The 16,212-nt window shown below is 51.4% G+C and carries 16 protein-coding genes; 7 read left to right on the top strand and 9 right to left on the bottom strand.

All coding sequences use genetic code 11. From position 1 onward, the window contains the following. Positions 1-1,251, top strand: coding sequence for a metallophosphoesterase (locus tag ACO0LG_RS07745; protein ID WP_423024974.1), 1,251 nt, complete (start codon positions 1-3; stop codon positions 1,249-1,251). Between the two features lie 163 nt (positions 1,252-1,414). Here the strand turns inward: ACO0LG_RS07745 and ACO0LG_RS07740 are convergent, their stop codons facing one another. The 4 genes from ACO0LG_RS07740 to ACO0LG_RS07725 all read right to left on the bottom strand — a co-directional run bounded on the left by ACO0LG_RS07740 (position 1,415) and on the right by ACO0LG_RS07725 (position 5,170). Beyond that, positions 1,415-1,879 carry a DUF2314 domain-containing protein gene (locus ACO0LG_RS07740; RefSeq protein WP_423024973.1) on the bottom strand — a complete coding sequence of 155 codons (465 nt, stop codon included), beginning with the start codon at positions 1,877-1,879 and terminating at the stop codon, positions 1,415-1,417. 36 nt (positions 1,880-1,915) lie between these two features. Further along, complete coding sequence (locus tag ACO0LG_RS07735) at positions 1,916-3,040, bottom strand: DegT/DnrJ/EryC1/StrS family aminotransferase (RefSeq protein WP_423024971.1); 1,125 nt, start codon at positions 3,038-3,040, stop codon at positions 1,916-1,918. 78 nt (positions 3,041-3,118) lie between these two features. Further along, on the bottom strand, positions 3,119-4,297 hold the full coding sequence (locus ACO0LG_RS07730) for an MFS transporter (RefSeq protein ID WP_423024969.1): 1,179 nt from the start codon (positions 4,295-4,297) through the stop codon (positions 3,119-3,121). Between the two features lie 93 nt (positions 4,298-4,390). After that, the gene (locus ACO0LG_RS07725; protein WP_423024967.1) at positions 4,391-5,170 is read right to left on the bottom strand and encodes a substrate-binding periplasmic protein; all 780 of its coding nucleotides are present in this window, start codon (positions 5,168-5,170) and stop codon (positions 4,391-4,393) included. A gap of 196 nt (positions 5,171-5,366) precedes the next feature. Here ACO0LG_RS07725 and ACO0LG_RS07720 point away from each other — a divergent pair, with 196 nt between their 5' ends. Continuing rightward, on the top strand, positions 5,367-8,144 hold the full coding sequence (locus tag ACO0LG_RS07720) for a TonB-dependent receptor plug domain-containing protein (RefSeq protein WP_423024965.1): 2,778 nt from the start codon (positions 5,367-5,369) through the stop codon (positions 8,142-8,144). Positions 8,145-8,933: 789 nt separating this feature from the next. On the opposite strand, the gene ACO0LG_RS07715 is transcribed toward ACO0LG_RS07720, so the two are convergent. The 4 genes from ACO0LG_RS07715 to ACO0LG_RS07700 all read right to left on the bottom strand — a co-directional run bounded on the left by ACO0LG_RS07715 (position 8,934) and on the right by ACO0LG_RS07700 (position 10,941). After that, positions 8,934-9,377, bottom strand: a complete 444-nt coding sequence (locus ACO0LG_RS07715) for a thioesterase family protein (protein ID WP_422953389.1) — start codon at positions 9,375-9,377, stop codon at positions 8,934-8,936. Between the two features lie 119 nt (positions 9,378-9,496). Beyond that, positions 9,497-9,868 carry a nuclear transport factor 2 family protein gene (locus ACO0LG_RS07710; protein ID WP_423024963.1) on the bottom strand — a complete coding sequence of 124 codons (372 nt, stop codon included), beginning with the start codon at positions 9,866-9,868 and terminating at the stop codon, positions 9,497-9,499. Positions 9,869-9,885: 17 nt separating this feature from the next. Then, positions 9,886-10,494: a transglutaminase-like domain-containing protein gene (locus ACO0LG_RS07705; RefSeq protein ID WP_423024961.1), complete on the bottom strand. Its 609-nt coding sequence runs from the start codon at positions 10,492-10,494 to the stop codon at positions 9,886-9,888. Positions 10,495-10,527: 33 nt separating this feature from the next. Beyond that, positions 10,528-10,941 carry a GNAT family N-acetyltransferase gene (locus ACO0LG_RS07700; protein WP_423024959.1) on the bottom strand — a complete coding sequence of 138 codons (414 nt, stop codon included), beginning with the start codon at positions 10,939-10,941 and terminating at the stop codon, positions 10,528-10,530. Positions 10,942-11,294: 353 nt separating this feature from the next. Between ACO0LG_RS07700 and corA the strand changes: the two genes are divergently transcribed. The 3 genes from corA to ACO0LG_RS07685 all read left to right on the top strand — a co-directional run bounded on the left by corA (position 11,295) and on the right by ACO0LG_RS07685 (position 13,525). Then, positions 11,295-12,263: a magnesium/cobalt transporter CorA gene (gene corA / locus ACO0LG_RS07695; protein ID WP_162043097.1), complete on the top strand. Its 969-nt coding sequence runs from the start codon at positions 11,295-11,297 to the stop codon at positions 12,261-12,263. A 224-nt stretch (positions 12,264-12,487) separates the two neighbouring features. Continuing rightward, on the top strand, positions 12,488-12,883 hold the full coding sequence (locus tag ACO0LG_RS07690; RefSeq protein ID WP_423024957.1) for a VOC family protein: 396 nt from the start codon (positions 12,488-12,490) through the stop codon (positions 12,881-12,883). Between the two features lie 231 nt (positions 12,884-13,114). Next, on the top strand, positions 13,115-13,525 hold the full coding sequence (locus ACO0LG_RS07685) for a VOC family protein (protein WP_423024955.1): 411 nt from the start codon (positions 13,115-13,117) through the stop codon (positions 13,523-13,525). Positions 13,526-13,549: 24 nt separating this feature from the next. Here ACO0LG_RS07685 and ACO0LG_RS07680 read toward each other — a convergent pair whose 3' ends face one another. Next, the gene (locus tag ACO0LG_RS07680; protein ID WP_423025569.1) at positions 13,550-13,846 is read right to left on the bottom strand and encodes a MarR family winged helix-turn-helix transcriptional regulator; all 297 of its coding nucleotides are present in this window, start codon (positions 13,844-13,846) and stop codon (positions 13,550-13,552) included. Positions 13,847-14,184: 338 nt separating this feature from the next. On the opposite strand from ACO0LG_RS07680, the gene ACO0LG_RS07675 reads away from it, so the two are divergent. Continuing rightward, on the top strand, positions 14,185-15,201 hold the full coding sequence (locus tag ACO0LG_RS07675; protein WP_423024953.1) for an SPFH domain-containing protein: 1,017 nt from the start codon (positions 14,185-14,187) through the stop codon (positions 15,199-15,201). A gap of 14 nt (positions 15,202-15,215) precedes the next feature. Next, a complete protein-coding gene (locus ACO0LG_RS07670) occupies positions 15,216-16,202 on the top strand; it encodes a sugar kinase (RefSeq protein ID WP_423024951.1) in 987 nt (328 codons plus the stop codon). Positions 16,203-16,212: the final 10 nt, after the last annotated feature.

The following is a 16,212-nucleotide window of genomic DNA, read 5'->3' as shown; positions in this document are numbered from 1 at the left end:
ATGTCAGCATCAGCATCACTATTTCGCCTTCGCTCGTTCAATTCATTCAACTCATTCGCATTGCGCAGTAGCGTTGCCGCCCTCGCCAGCCTCTTAATGCTGAGTACGGCGCTGGCGCAAAATGCTGCGCCAGTGCCTACATCGGCTGCGGCTGCAGCATCTACGGCATCTGCGGTATCAACGTCCGCAACACCGGTCACTGGTATCAATGATGGCCCGTATGCGTTTTACCAGTCGCCGAACCAGCCCGACAAGGGTGGCTTGGATGTGAACTGGATATGCAATGATCAATTGCAAAAGCAAAGCTTCAGCACTTCTGCCAACATCAGCCTGCCTGCAGCTTGCGGTTATCCGCAGGCATTGACGATACGTCCGGCAGAAACTGCCTTTCCCGTGACCATCAAATTCAAGACCGACAAGCTCGCCGCCATCAGTGACATCCACGGCCAGTTTGACCTCATGCTCAAGCTCTTGCAGGCCAATGGCATCATCAACCAGGACTGGCAATGGACATATGGCAAAGGCCATCTCGTCATCACTGGTGATGTGCTGGATCGCGGCCCTAAAGTTACTGAAGCCCTGTGGCTGCTATATGCACTTGAAGCACAGGCCAGCGCCGCTGGTGGCGGCGTGCATCTGCTGCTGGGCAACCATGAAGCCATCTCCATGGCAGGCGACGTGCGTTACCTGAATAAAAAATATGCCGCCGTCGCCCAGCACCTGAATATCAGTTACCAGCAAATGTTTGACAATAGCAGCGTGCTTGGCCGCTGGCTGCGCAGCAAGCCTGTGATCGTTCAGGTCAATGACATGCTCTTCATGCATGGCGGCCTGCATCCCGATCATCAAAACCTCAACATGAGCCTGCAACAAATCAATGAAAAATACCGCAGCACACTGGGTTTGAGCAAAGCACAAATCAAGACTGACGATGTGCTGAGCTGGCTGTATGGCAGCGTAGGGCCACTCTGGTACCGTGGCTATTTCAATGCCCCCAAATTACCTGTTGCCGACCTTGATAAAATGTTGCAGCAACTCAAGCTCGAACGCATCGTCGTTGGCCACACCACCATGGATGGTGTGTATTCCCACTACCAGGGCAAAGTCATTTCTATAGATTCCGGCATCAAGGGCGGTGTCAAGGGTGAAATGCTGTTCTGGGAAAAAGGCCAGCTCAGCAAGGCAGGCGTAGATGGGCAAAAAGTGGTAGTACCGGATGCGCCGGAAAAGCGCAAGGACGCGGGTGATTGAGTCAGTAGTAAAACTGCCCAGGCCAACGCATTACTCTGAATGTAGGGCGCATTGCAATGCGCCGCACGTTTGCCAGGGCAGCAGGTAGCCTTCATTTCACGATCTCATGCGGCGTATTACAATACGCCCTACGATATTTACATAACCGAATGAAACAGTTGATCTACTTTGCTGGTTTGCATTCAAGACCCCAAAAAGTCATTCGTTCTAATTGCTCTTCAGCAGGAAGCGCTTGTAGCTCCATGCAGACCCCGTAATTTCCGTAGATTTTCCGGCTGATTGGATCTTGATAACTCCAATCAAGAATATCTTTTTTTGCGACTGATATAGTCTGACCCAGTTCCACATTCGCAATTTGTACGGGCGCTGTTTCCAGTTTGCCAGTATAAAAATCTCCTGCCTTACGGATACCACTTAACCAAAAAATCTCATTCTTTTTACCATCCCGGACTCTAGCCAAAACGCGCGGATACAATGCGGCAGAACTCTTGGTCAACTCCGCATCCAAATACGGCAAAGCCGCCTGTACCTGGTTATACGTTGAAGGCGGCGCTGCAAAGCTTGTTACCGCCGCAAAAAAAAATGAGCAGGTAGCGATTATTGTTTTAAATAAAGTTATTGCTGCCATAGTTTTTCTCGAGCGTTTATCCAATTCTTGCGATGTTCACCCCACCAACACCCTCTTCACCGCCGCACAAATCTCATCCACATCCCCCACCGTCAAACCCACATGCAAAGGCAGGGTCACAGTTTCGCGGGCGATGCGTTCTGCATTCGGGAACATACCATCGCCATAGCCAAAACTCTTGCCCACGGTGGTCGTGTGACAGGCTTCATACGAAACGCCCGTACCTATACCGGCATCATGCAGCGCCGCACGGAAGCTGCTGCGGGTGTGGCCAAAGTTTTCGTAAGGGATGAGCACGCAAAACATATTCCAGGTCTGGTCTGGCTGGCCCTGCGGTGGCAGCACGACACCAGGTAGCTGCGGGAAGCTGTTGAAATAGCGATCTGCCAGCACCAGGCGCTGGGCCATGAAGTCGTCGAACTGTGTAAGTTGATGCAGGCCGATCACGGCTGATACGTCCGACATATTGAATTTGCCGCTGGCCTCTACCACATCCCGGGTCTGGTCTGGCAGTTTGGCAATGCCGTGAAAGCGCAGTACATCTACCCGCTGTGCCTCAACCTCATCGTTAACGACAATCGCGCCGCCTTCTATCGTCGTCATGTTTTTGTTTGGATGGAAGCTGAAGATGGCGATATCGCCAAATGAACCTACAGGCTTGCCTTGCCACTTCGAACCCTGCACCAGCGCGGCATCTTCAATAACACGCAATTGATATTTTTTTGCCAGTGCATACAGCGCATCCATATCACCGAGCGCACCGGGGAAATGCGTGGGCATGATGGCTTTGGTGTTAGGCGTGATGGCAGCTTCGACCTGGGCCAGGTCAATGGCGCGGGTGACCAGATCACAATCGACAAACACGGGTTTGGCACCACATTTGACAATCATGTTCATGGCTGAGAAAAAAGTCTGGGCAGACGTGATGACTTCATCGCCCTCGCCGATATTACACAGTGCCAGCGCCACCTCCATCGCCCCTGTGGCCGAAGTCAGCAGCCTGGTCGGGCGATGCCCGAAAGTGACTGATAACGCCTGTTCCAGTTCACTGACCCTGGGACCAGTCGCGATCCAGTTGGAACGCAGCACATCGGCCACGGCCTGTATGCTGGCTTCGGATAATTGTGGCTGGGCGAATTTACGGTATGCAGATGAAATCATGGCGAAAATTGTAGGCTGAAAAATGAAAGCCTATTGTAGCTGAAGATTTTTTTAAACAACTTGACGCCAACAAATCAATCAGACTGAGCTACCGGCAAACAGTGTCAACCTTGCACTGGCAGCCACCAGCAACATCGCCACACCCAGTCCTGCAAATGCCATGTTGAGGCTAATGGTATGGGCAACAAAGCCTATCAGGGCCGGGCCAGCCAGCACACCGGCATAGCCTATGGTGGTGATGGCACCAATGGCCAGGCTGGCAGGCATGGCATTTTGCTTACCTGCCGCGCTGAACAAGATAGGCACGATATTCGATGCACCTATGCCTATCAAAATAAAGCCCAGGATGGCAATGACGGCTGAGCTGGCCAGTACGGCAGCAAAAAAACCCAGCGCCGCACACACGCCCCCAGCCAGCATGACCAGCTTGCCACCCAGACGCGCGACTACGCGGTCACCCGTGAGGCGACCGAGTGTCATGGCGACCGAAAATGCGGCATAGCCTATGCCACCCTGCCCGGCATCCAGCCCACGCCCTGCGGTCAGTAATAGTGCGCCCCAGTCGAGCAAGGCACCTTCAGCGAGAAAGACCACAAAACACAAGACACCGATAAAAATCACTGCACCGTGCGGTATTACAAATTGCGGGCCATCACGCTCGGCTGCTTCGAGTTCATGCAGCAGATTCGGGCTGGCAATCAGCAACATCAATGCGACCAGCAAGCTCAGGCAGATGCTGGCGGCCAGGACAGGCATGCCCAGCCACAACAGCAGGGCCATGGTGCCCGCACCAAGAAAACCACCGGCACTGAACATGCCATGAAAACCGGACATCAACGCGGCACCGCTGTTTTTTTCTACGATCACCGCCTGTATATTCATGGCCACATCCAGCGTACCTACCGAGGCACCGAACAGGAATAGTGTCAGGCCAAACAACAAGGGGCTGCTTACCACCGCCAGACATGGCAGAATCAGGCAAGTCAGCGCACCTGCTGCCAAGATCACCTTGCGGCAGCCAAAACGCGCGCACAGCATGCCTGTCATGGGCATGGCGCATAAAGAACCGCCGCCGAGACAGAGCAAGAGCAAACCCAGGGCAGCCTCATCGAGACCCAGTCTGTCTTTGGCATACGGCACCAGCGGCGCCCATGCAGAAACAACCAGGCCAGCTGCGAGGAAAGCGAGGCGGGTGGAAAGGCGATGTGCCGAGTCAGTTTTGTTGATAAGACTTGTTTTGCTTGAATGTTCAGACATGAAATAGTTTGGATGCTTGCCGTTTTCAACGGCAAAGAGATTGTTTAATGATGGAAGCGCATCTTGCCGTTAGAGACGCAGCTTGTTGTTCGTTCATGGCTCAGGCCGGGCCCATTTCCTTTCTATGGCCGCATACACGCCATTCGACTTGATCTGGCGCAGGCCCTGGTCGAGGGCGTTTGCATATTGCTGAGATTCCGGGCGGCGCTTGGAAAAACTCACGTACAGACTGTCTTCCAGCAGGATACCGGTTTGCTGGATTTTCCCTTTAAACTCATCAGGGTGGACGCTGCTCAGGTAATCTGCAATGCGGGTATAGATGAGGGAATAATCTGAGCGGCCAAGCAAGAGTTTGCGCAGGTTGGACATGTCATTTGGTGCGCTTTCACGGACGATGCGGGTATCGTTTTCAAATGCGCTGCCATAGGTATAACCATGGGTCACACCGATGATATATTTATTTAATTCCTGCACATTGATCTTGCTGACTCTTGATTGTGGGCTGTCTGTCCTGGCGTAAATGCCGACACTGGCCTTGAAGATGGCTTCCTTGTGGAAGATAAAATCCGGTTCCAGTGCAGTGTCTTTGAGGCTGTCGAAACAACCGAGCTCCTGCCCGCTTTTGACCAGCATCAGGCAGCGTGAATATGGGGTGGAGATGAATTTGACATCAACATTCACCGCCGCATAGGCAGCCTTGATGACATCGACGGCAAAGCCACGGTTCTGTCCATCCTTGACGGCAGAATACGGATACCAGCTATCCTCACCGACGAGCGTGATAGTTCCTGCCTGGCTGTGCATGCTACCCAGACTGGCGAAGCAGCACAGCAGGATGCAAATCATATTGTGCAAGTTTTTTTTGAAAAGCACTGCGTGTATTCTGATGTTAATGGAAACGAAACCACTTTCGTAAGTGTGCCACACATTCCCTATGCGAATGTTGATTAGGGCCGGAGTATAAGTAGTAATACCAATCATGCTATGCATGTGGATATACGGATATATTCGTATTAATATAGATATATCCTTGATATTTTTCGGTCTTCGTTCATTTCTGAGAAGACTCATGCAACATAAAACCCACTCCTGTCACCCTGCAACCAGACCCGCACTTAAACTTACCATTAAGCCTGTACTTAAAACCGCATTGAAGCCGGTATTGAAGCCGGTATTGAAGCCAATAACAGCGTGTTTACTGGCACTCTTTTACAGCCAGACCTATACCAGCACTGCCTTTGCCCAGACCGCAGAAAGCAAACCTGAAGCCGTTGTCATCACCGGTTCACGTATACCCCGCGCCAGCCTGGAAGGGCCAGCCGCAGTCACCATCATCACCGCAGAAGAAATCACCAGGCAAGGCTACAAGAATGTCTATGATGCGATCAATAACTCGGTACAAAACTCTGGCTTTACCCAGGGCGAAGATTTCGGCAATACTTTCACGCCTTCCGCCAATACCATTAGCCTGCGCGGTCTGGGGCCCAACCATACCCTGATACTGCTTGATGGCAGGCGTATGGCTGATTTCCCTATTGCTTATGAGGGCACGGTCAATTTTACCAATTTGGCGAATATTCCTTCGAATATTGTCGAGCGCATAGAAATTCTGAATGGTGGTGCGTCGGCAATTTATGGTTCTGATGCGATTGCCGGTGTGGTCAACATCATCCTGAAAAAACAAAGCCAGGGTTATAACCTGAATGTCAAACTCGGCGATACTGACCGCGGTGGCGGCAGCAACAAGCGCGTGCAACTCTCTGGCACCGCCAATGTTGATCAGTTGCGCAGCCTGTTCAGCCTGGAATACAGCGAGCGTGAACCACTGCGTGCGACCCAGCGTGATTTCATGGCGAGCCGCAGCACCCCCAGCGCAACCTTGTACCGCAAGGATATCAAGTCTGGCAAATACCTGGATCTCGGTGATGCCTGTAGCCAGCTCAGTGATCTTTTTGAAGGCACGCAAATCAGCTATAAAACCAGCAAGGGCAGTTATTGCGCCAGCCCACGCCTGAGCCCCATGCACTGGAGTGTACAAACAAAAAACCAGAGCCTGAATTTTTTCTCCAGCAGTAACCTGGATCTGAATGCTGACACGACTCTGTTCGCCGATATTTTACTGGGCAAGAACAAGACAGAAAACGATACCCGCTCGCCAAGCTGGGTATCGTCCTCGACCAACCAGAGCTATTTCTGGAACAAGAACAGCAATGCCTATGAAGCCTGGAGCAAAGTATTCGCACCGGAAGAAATCAATGGCGTGAACCGCTTCAACCGCCTTTGGGATGACCAGTCTGCTGGTATCAATCTCGGTATCAAAGGCGTGATCCCTGGCACGCACTGGAATTATGAAGCAGCTTATAGCGCTTCTGCTTACCGCAGCGAAAACGTGGCACCGCGTACGCTGGCCAATATAGACCAGTTTTTTCTGGGACCAAAACTAGGTCTGGATGCCGCAGGCATCGCCATCTATGCACCTGATCCAAAACGCCTGACGCAAAGACTGACACCGGCAGAATTTGACCAGATCACCTCGGCATCACGCAGCTCAGACAGTTCACGCACACAGACCCTGAGCCTGGCTGTCAACACTGAATTATGGAAACTGCCCGCAGGCGCTGTCAAGACTGCGGCCATTGCCGAGATAGGCCGCCAGAGTTTTGATAACCTGCCTGATCCAAAAATCAACCAGGGTGTGTTCAATACTGTCACCAAATCAGATGATGTGCGTGGCTCGCGCCAGCGTTATGCACTCGGTGCAGAAGTCTATGTACCACTGCTCAAGGAAGTCACTGCCAGCCTGGCTGGCCGCTACGATGATTATCACTTCGCTGGCCGCAAGGATGGCAAGCTGACCTATAACGGTGGCCTTGAGATTCGCCCTACCTCTGAACTCTTGTTACGTGCCAATTACGCCACCAGCTTCCGCGCACCGGACATGAACTATATCTTCAAGGCGCGTGGCACAGGTTATTATTCCAGCACCACTGACTATTACCGCTGCAAGGCTGAAGGCCAGGAACTCAAGGATTGTGATTATGCGAATTATTCACCAGGTGCCAACTATGTGCAGTTTGGCAGCCCCGACCTGAAGTCAGAAAAAGGCAAATCCTTTGGCCTGGGCGTGGTCTGGTCGCCGAGCAATCAGTTTGATGTCTCGCTCGATTACTGGAATATCAAAATCAGTGACATGGTGGTCAACCTCAGTGCCGACCAGCTCTTGCGCGATGAAGCTGATTGCCGCACCGGCAAGCGCGATATAGGCTCCAGCCTGTGTGCCGATACCATCAACCGCATCAAGCGTTATCCAAAAGATGCACTGAGCCATGCCGGTGAAATACAGGAGATCTGGGTCAACCCCATCAATGCGGCTTACCAGGCCACCAGCGGCATCGACATCAGCGGCAAGTATCAGCTCAAGACCAGCGCTTATGGCAGCTTCATCGTCAAGGCCAATTACAGCAAGACCCTGAGCAAAAAATCCAAGCAGTTTGAAGGCGATGCCCTGTATGATGATTTGGCCGACCTTGGCAACAGCGACTGGCGCGACAAGCTCATCACCAGCATCAACTGGGTAAAAGGAGATTTTTCCAATACCCTGACAGTCACGCGCTATGGCAAGATACCGAATGGCTCTGGCCAGTATTACCTGTCACCGACAGGCATCGCCAACTGGAGCACAGTCTATCAGGCCAATAAGAACCTGAGCGTTTCTGTCATCGTCAACAATGTCTTGAACAAGATCAAGTATGACTATAGCGGCGGCTGGCCTAACTACCCGGTTGGTTCATTCAGCCCGGTTGGTCGCCAGGGCTGGGTGGAAGTCAATTACAAGTTTGGCGCATGATGATTTAGTACTTATTGCTACTCTTCGGCCTGGAGAGTAGCAATCGCTGGCTGATGTACATTTCCCTTTCAATCTCCCACTGGCACGCGACATGGTCACCCCATGATGCAGGCATCCCTCAAAGATAGATCCTTCCACACCATCAGTGCTATAGATATTGCGTGCCGGAATGATGCAAGGAGCTATGGGCAATTTCGCACTGCGAGTGCACAAAAATTATTTTATTTCCACACTCATTTCTTAACCTTAACTGATACGATCAATGTGCACTATCACGATCTAATTGCAAATGTTAACGGTAAAAACTAACACTGTATCAAGAAGAAAAGTGCTGAAATGGACGACGTCTATACTGACTATTCTTTTACAGACACAAATGGGAAGCCTCGCCATGGCAGCAGAAGATGAAGTTTTTGAAATTCGATGCACACGAACTCGATCTCCAAATATATAGCGCAGGTGATTTTCGACTTTTGTATGCTGGCTCTCCTCATGAAATAGCAATAGGCAGAACGGCAAGGGAAAAAACTACGGAAGATGAAACGCGGTACCCCGGGTTTACCTCGGGTGATTATCGAGCCTTCGCTGGCCCGGTAGAAATGGAGTGGCGCTCAAAAGATGGCATTCATTTTAAACATACACTTGATCTGGCTTGCTGACGGTGGCAGACAGCCCTTCCAGCCGCATGCTGGCGCAGGACTCCAGCTGCTAAACCCACGTTGCAGGCATGTCTCCTTCATCTGGCCACATATCTTAGCTAAGAAAGACATGGCCTGCGTTTCAGGAAAATTAATCCAGAAAATTCACCCGTGCAAACTTGGCCTTGAAGTCTTCCGGCATTTCCACTACGCGTCCGGCACGGTAGTCAAAAAATACAAAGCCTGATTTCGCCATCGCAATGGCGGTCTGGTCTGCCGGACGGCTGATGCGGAAGGTAATGTCGCCACCATATTTGTTAAAGTCCATGACACCCACTTCAAACAATAGCTGGTCACGCGCATGGGCTTCGGCCTTGTACGTCGTTGCCAGGTCAGTCACGATGATGCCACTGCCACCAGCGGCAGTTTCGCGTATGCCAAAGTCATACAGGAAACGTGCCCGCGCTTCAGAAATCATGGAGATCATGGAATCATTACCGAGGTGGTTGGCACCATTGATGTCAGTCACCCTGACTGTCAATTGGGTAGTGAAATAATATTGGTCTTCGGGGAAATGCAGTTGCAGACGGGCCATGATAGGGAGTAAGACTGGGAAAGCCTTATTTTACCGCGAAGACCTGAATATGCCCGCAAATCGGTGACCATAGCTGACCATTGTTGACCATCAGTGGCTACTACGATGCTAATCCGGCATCAATCCAGTATCTTGGCACCCAAAGCCACGGAAGCGCTTTGTATCAGCCCATTTTTAATTTCATAAATCGCGATCATTTCCATGCGCCCTGTGCCTTCAGGAAAAGTACGCGCGACTTCTTCATGATCAATGACGATGTGACCTATCACTTCACGGCGTATGAGCCTGGCGTGCAGATTGGGTTCAGCAAAGCGCACCGCCATGCGTGGGCGTATTTCTGCGTGGCCTGTTGCCAGCAACTTGCCCGGAAATTCAAATTGTTGCGCATCGACAGCATAGGTCTTGAGTATGGCTTCGATATCGCGGGCATTGTAGGCATCGAGCTGCGCCTGGACGACGGTTTCAGGACTCAGGTCATTGTTGGTTGTCATGGTTTCAGGTAATCCTATTACAGTAAATGCGCCAGGCGGGCGGGTGTGGGATCAGTACTCAAATCACCATCAGGCAAATGGGCCATCACCGCTTCTACCGTTGGCTGCGTCAACAATGACGCTAATACTGCTGCATGCGGCTCTGCCCAGACACCTGCGAAATCTTGCTCGCCTGGCATGGCAATAGCAAAGGCCAGCTGCTCTTTTGGCGGACAAAATTCTGCATCCACGCCCTGCTTGTTGCCACGCGCATCCAGCCGGTACCAGCCATGTTCTGGCAAGTAGGCCGCGTTTAGCCCGTGCAGGCAAAATGGTGGTTCCGTGCCTATGGTCAGGCGTTGATAACACAGGCCTGCGGGGATGCCATTGGCACGCAGCAGGGCAGCCAGCAAATGACTCTTGGCATAGCAATAACCGGTGCCATGCTTCAGCACATCAGATGCCTTGCAGGTCACAGGATTTTGGTGGTAATCCCAGCTATGTTTGATCTGGTCGCGCACAAAATGAAAACAGCGTCGTGTGACTTCAACCTGATCACCACCGACGGCAGCCAGTTGCCGTGCCTGTGCCAGTACGGCGGGATGTTGCCAGTCTATGTAGATGCTGCTTGCCAGAAATTCTTCCATGCATGTTTCCGTAAATTAGATGCTACATTAAAATCAGATTTTATAAGCCATGCCCACCGAGGCGGGGGCCGTATGTTTGAAACCAAATTGCGCATACAGATCTTGCGCCGGACCATCAGCAATGAGGCTTACATAGGCTGACTCTGGCGCATTTTTTTGCAGGTAATGCGTGATCTCGCGCATGATCATCTTGCCCAGGCCCTTGCCCTGATGCTCTGGCAAGACTGCGATATCGACGACATGAAATGAAGTGCCACCATCACCAACAACACGCCCCATGCCAACGACCAACTCGCCCTGCATGATTTGCACGGCAAACAGACTGGCTGGCAAACCACGCGCCGCCGCTTCTACTGTCTTTGTGCTTAAACCGGATGCCTTGCGCAAGTGGCAGTAGGTGGCAATATCAGGGATGGCGGCAACCGCCTGGTAAGTGTTTGTGCTCATGCTGTTCTTCAAATTAATTTTTACACTGGTTTGTTCATTTCAATGAGCAGAGAAATTTATCACAGATAGGCAAGGAATGTGTGCCAGTACCCAGTAGGGTGCGCCATGCGCACCGGTTCGTATCAACCCCAATAGTTCGCCCAGGACATCTACGCTGGTTTAAAGACATGGCAATGGTGCGCATGGCGTACCCTACAAAAATGTCAAATCCCCTTCAATCAGAAAAAATTAAACAAAAGACATATAAATCCCCACCAAAAACCCAAATAAAATACTGGCCCAACCAGCCCACAGGCATAAAACGGGTTTACAATCCAGCCAAACCAAAGACTTTGCTTTCCTGGAATTTGCCTATGATTAATGTCTTCGTCTTGCACAATGGCCGCCTGAGCCAGATCAATGTGGAAAACCGCGCTGATCTTGAAAATACCCTTCCTATCTGGGTCGATCTGACTGACCCCAATGAAGAAGAGCGTGAATGGGTAAAAAGTATCTATGGCGTGACCTTGCCGGGCGAAGACGAGGTCAAGGATATCGAGGCATCGGCACGTTATTACGAAGCCGATAATGGCGACTTGCATCTGCGCACCGATTTCTTGATTGACGATGATGATGAGCCAGCGCGTACAGTGACGGTGGCCTTTATTTTGGCGCGCGATATTTTATTTTCTGTCCACACCATAGACCTGCCAGTGTTCCGCCTGGTGCGCATGCGTGCACGTTCACGGCCCGGCTCTATCGCTGATTACAAGGATGTGCTGCTCGACCTGTATGCGACAGATGCAGAATATTCTGCGGATGCGCTTGAAGGCATCTATCAAAACCTGGAAGACGTCAGCCGCAGTGTACTGCAAAAAAACTTCAGCGATCAGGATGCCGCCGCCGCGCTGAACTCGATTGCAGTAGAAGAAGATTTGAATGGCCGCATACGCCGCAATATGATGGACACCCGCCGCGCTGTCAGCTTTTTGATGCGCGGCCGTTTGCTCAATGCCGACCAGTTTGAAGAAGCACGCCAGATTTTGCGTGATATAGAATCGCTGGATGGTCATACTTCCTTCCTGTTCGACAAGATCAACTTTTTGATGGATGCGACCGTTGGTTTCATCAACATCAACCAGAACAAGATCATCAAGATTTTCTCGGTCGCCAGCGTGGCCTTCTTGCCGCCTACCCTCATCGCCAGTATCTATGGGATGAACTTCAAGGGCTGGTTCCCGGAACTGGACTGGCAACTCGGTTACCCGTTCGCACTGGCGCTGATGCTGGCTTCTGCAATTACGCCGTTCTGGTACTTCCGCCGTCGCGGCTGGCTCAAATGACAGGACTTACGCAAAATCGCTCCAGCTGCGTTGCAGCTCCAGTAGTTAGTAAAATTCGGTACTAAAGTACTGTCTTCGTCGCCGCGGTGTAGTCGGGGTTTCAGGGAACATGTTGCCCGCCGACGTAACGGGCATCCCTTGCAAGGGATGCCTCTTAAAGCAATAGCCTTGCTGGGACAATTTTGCATAAGTCCTATTAAAAACAGATTTTAGGAAGAAAACATATGCCTGCCATCGCTCTTGGTCACTACAATCTGCGCGGCGACCGTGCCACGCTGGAAAAGCTTAAGGATTTTTATATACGCTATGTGGGCCTGACAGAAGGTCCCCGGCCACTGAAGAGCTTTGGCTATTGGTTATATGCCGGTAGCCGCGATGTCTTGCACCTGTCAGAAAACCGTCCGGGTGAAACGCGCCAGACTGCATTGAAAACCGGCTTCGACCATGTCGCTTTTGCCTGTACGGATTTGCCTGCCATGCTGGAAAAATTGCAGGCCGATGGCATTGTGTATCGCCATGCCACGGTGGAAGCATCAGCAGGTTTTGCAACCCAGCACCAGGTATTTTTTAGTGACCCTGAAGGCAATGGCATAGAGCTTAATTTTTCTGAGAATGTTTGAGTAAGACTTGTTGCCTGCTTCATCAACGCACAATCGTCGCAATATATGTTTGCAGGGTGCATTACAACGCGCCCTACGATCTTCGATATCCTGTAGGGTGCGCCGTGCGCACCGATTGTGAACACCGCCCACGGTGCTGCGCGTGCGTCAAGCGCACCCTACTTACGTCCCCTGCACAATCGATCAAACAGGTTTAATATAAGAAATCGCCACTACTGACGAATCTTAACCATGTTCAAGATACGCGAAATCGATCATCTGGTCCTACGGGTAAAAGACCTGGACAGCATGCTGCATTTTTATTGTGATGTACTGGGATGCGCTACCGAACGCAGGCAGGAAGAGATTGGCCTGACGCAGTTGCGTGCAGGCAGGTCACTGATAGACCTGATAACGGTTACATGTAAACTGGGCCGCATGGGTGGTGCAGCACCTGGTAAAGAAGGCCGCAATATGGACCATCTGTGCCTGCGCGTTGAGCCGTTTGATCTGGTCAGCATACAAGCCCATCTGCAAAAACATGGCGTCACCGTTGGCGAAGTCGGCCAGCGTTATGGGGCCGAAGGGGAAGGCTTATCAATCTACATCAGTGACCCGGAAAGTAACGTCGTCGAATTGAAAGGGCCGCCAGATACAGTATGAAGCTGCCAACAAACCGGGATATTGCTAGGATTTACCTGCCTGATCTGGCTCTTCCAAATGCTGATAAATCTCTTGCAAGATACTTCTCAATTGCCTGATCTTCCCCTCCCCTACCAGCGTTGACAGGTAAGCCTCACCCTGTCTGGATAATTCTATACTGGCGTTCACAACCTTCTCTCCCCGCGCTGTCAGCCTGACGATATTGGCGCGCTTGTCATGCGGGTCAGGTGCTATCTCCAGCAGGCCTGCAGCCTGCATCTGATCAACCAGATAGCCCATACTTTGCTTGGTCATGCCGGCGCGTGCCGCCAGATCAACCACTCGCGCCAAACCACTTTTGCAAGCAATGACGTTACCGCTGGAGGAGTTTTATTTTTCATTGATGAAACTGTCACCTGGAGTATTAAATCGAATGTGAATACCTTCGGCAGTGTAAACAAGCCCACGCTTTTTGCCTATAAATTTCAGGATAACGAAACTGTAGAGTGTGCAATCTTTCAATCGCCTCATCATCTTAGTTACAATAATTAAATAACTTAGTTGCATTTTATATTTAAGTAGACTATTCTGTATTCAAGCAGAGGGAAAATGCTGCCGCTCATCTACATAAATGAACCCAAAACAACTCTGCGTACTTGAAACAAAAAAAAGGAATAGCCATGTTCAGCATCAAATTCATCAAGTTCCAGCCCACTACCTATGTGCTGCAATTTAAGAATGGTCATATCAGACGCGAAGGTGCGGGGCTGGCTTTCTTTTACTATGCTCCGACAACCACCATGCTCGCCATCCCTATGGCGAGTACCGATACACCTTTTATCTTTGAAGAAAACACAGCTGATTTTCAGACTGTCACGGTGCAGGGGCAAGTCACTTACCGCATCAGCGATCCGCAAAAGGTAGGCGCACTGCTCAATTTCGCCATCAATCCAGTGACGCAACAATACATTTCAGATGACCCGCAAAAACTCCCACAACGCATCGTCAACCTGGTGAAAGTGTTGACACGTAAGGGCTTGCAAAGCCTGGCCCTGCGTGACGCCCTGAAAGCGGCTGATACGCTGGGTTCTGCGGTGACCATGGCAGTACGCGACAGCAAGGAATTGCAGGCACTGGGGGTGGAGTTGCTAGGATTGAGTTTTCTGGCCCTCAAACCCACGCCAGAAGCAGCCAAGGCACTGGAAGCGCAGGCGCGCGAACAAATCCTCAAATGCGCGGATGATGCCATTTATGAACGCCGCAATGCCGCCGTTGAACAAGAGCGCCGCATACGCGAGAATGAGTTGAATACCGAAATCGCTGTCGAAAGCAAAAAACGCCAGATACGCGAGACCCAGATGGAAGCAGAAAAAAGCATACAACAAAAGCAAAGCGAACTGAAACTCGCCCAGGTACAAGCCAAAATCGCAGAAGAAAACCAGCAAACCACGCTCGTCAAACTATCGACAGAAAATGCCAGGGCAGAAGCCGACAGCCGCGCCTATGCTGCACAAACTCTGATGAATGCCTATAACGGTGTTGATCCTAAAGTCTTGCAGGCCCTGTCCATGAGCAATATGCAATCCGGCCAGTTGATCGCCCTCGCCTTCCAGGAACTGGCAGAAAAAGCGGGCTCCATAGGCCAGTTGAATATCACACCAGACCTGTTGCGTGAATTGATGAACCAGCCTGGATGAACCGGGGAAATAATATGAGCAGCATCGGCAACAGTACCAGTATCTCAGCGCGCCTGACAGAAAACAAAATCATCCTGATCACCCGCAAGACCAGGCTGGAAGAACTCATTGTCAAGTACAACACGGTCGGTCAGGCGCGATTTTACATAGAGCATCTGGGTGGTGATTTTGCCGCCTACCAGGCTGAGCATGACAATTACCTGGCCTGTGTCAGTGCGGCAGAAATCAGTCTCACGCAAATTGCACGTCTGCAAAAGATAGATCGCAGCTTTTTGCCTAACATGATCTTTGGCCGCGACGATATCATCATCGCCCTCGGACAGGACGGCCTGGTCGTGAACACCATGAAATATCTGGATGGCCAGCGCCTGATAGGCATCAACCCTGATGTGCAGCGCTGGGATGGCGTACTGCTGCCTTTCCAGGTCAGGGATTTACCCAAAATCGTCCCCGAAGTACTGCAACAGCGCCGCCCGGTGCGCGAAGTCACCATGGCCATGGCCAGGCTGAACAACGGCCAGACCATGCTGGGCGTGAACGACATCTTCATCGGGCCCAAATCCCATATCTCTGCGAGCTACACCATACAACTGCAAGAACGCCAGGAACGACAATCATCGAGCGGCATCATCATCTCTACCGGCATGGGTTCCACAGGCTGGATGAAGAGCATACTGACAGGTGCAGCAGCCCTGCACGAGCAGATTGATGATCCGCGTCAGATGATATACAACATCGCCACCGAGCCGCTGACACACACCGCAGACTGGGATACCCGCGAACTGATGTTCGCCGTACGCGAACCCTTCCCCAGCAAGACTTCATCTGCGACTTTAGTCCGTGGTCAAATCCAGGAAGACAGCAAGCTGCAAGTCACCTCCCTGATGCCGGAACATGGGGTCATCTTCAGCGATGGCATAGAAGCGGATTACCTGGAATTTAACGCAGGCCTGACGGCAGAGATAGGCGTTGCCGATAGACGCGGTTATCTGGTGGTGTAGTCAATCAGAT

This window comes from Undibacterium sp. Ji42W, from assembly GCF_049340405.1.
Taxonomy (GTDB): Bacteria; Pseudomonadota; Gammaproteobacteria; order Burkholderiales; family Burkholderiaceae_D; genus Undibacterium.
The sequence above is the reverse complement of the archived record's forward strand: the minus strand, read 5'-3'. Positions and strand labels throughout refer to the sequence as shown.

Coding starts and splice junctions, on each gene's coding strand:
- ACO0LG_RS07745 (WP_423024974.1), top strand. CDS start 1: ATGTCAGCATCAGCATCACTATTTCGCCTTCGCTCGTTCAATTCATTC.
- ACO0LG_RS07740 (WP_423024973.1), bottom strand. CDS start 1,879: ATGGCAGCAATAACTTTATTTAAAACAATAATCGCTACCTGCTCATTT.
- ACO0LG_RS07735 (WP_423024971.1), bottom strand. CDS start 3,040: ATGATTTCATCTGCATACCGTAAATTCGCCCAGCCACAATTATCCGAA.
- ACO0LG_RS07730 (WP_423024969.1), bottom strand. CDS start 4,297: ATGTCTGAACATTCAAGCAAAACAAGTCTTATCAACAAAACTGACTCG.
- ACO0LG_RS07720 (WP_423024965.1), top strand. CDS start 5,367: ATGCAACATAAAACCCACTCCTGTCACCCTGCAACCAGACCCGCACTT.
- ACO0LG_RS07715 (WP_422953389.1), bottom strand. CDS start 9,377: ATGGCCCGTCTGCAACTGCATTTCCCCGAAGACCAATATTATTTCACT.
- ACO0LG_RS07710 (WP_423024963.1), bottom strand. CDS start 9,868: ATGACAACCAACAATGACCTGAGTCCTGAAACCGTCGTCCAGGCGCAG.
- ACO0LG_RS07705 (WP_423024961.1), bottom strand. CDS start 10,494: ATGGAAGAATTTCTGGCAAGCAGCATCTACATAGACTGGCAACATCCC.
- ACO0LG_RS07700 (WP_423024959.1), bottom strand. CDS start 10,941: ATGAGCACAAACACTTACCAGGCGGTTGCCGCCATCCCTGATATTGCC.
- corA (WP_162043097.1), top strand. CDS start 11,295: ATGATTAATGTCTTCGTCTTGCACAATGGCCGCCTGAGCCAGATCAAT.
- ACO0LG_RS07690 (WP_423024957.1), top strand. CDS start 12,488: ATGCCTGCCATCGCTCTTGGTCACTACAATCTGCGCGGCGACCGTGCC.
- ACO0LG_RS07685 (WP_423024955.1), top strand. CDS start 13,115: ATGTTCAAGATACGCGAAATCGATCATCTGGTCCTACGGGTAAAAGAC.
- ACO0LG_RS07675 (WP_423024953.1), top strand. CDS start 14,185: ATGTTCAGCATCAAATTCATCAAGTTCCAGCCCACTACCTATGTGCTG.
- ACO0LG_RS07670 (WP_423024951.1), top strand. CDS start 15,216: ATGAGCAGCATCGGCAACAGTACCAGTATCTCAGCGCGCCTGACAGAA.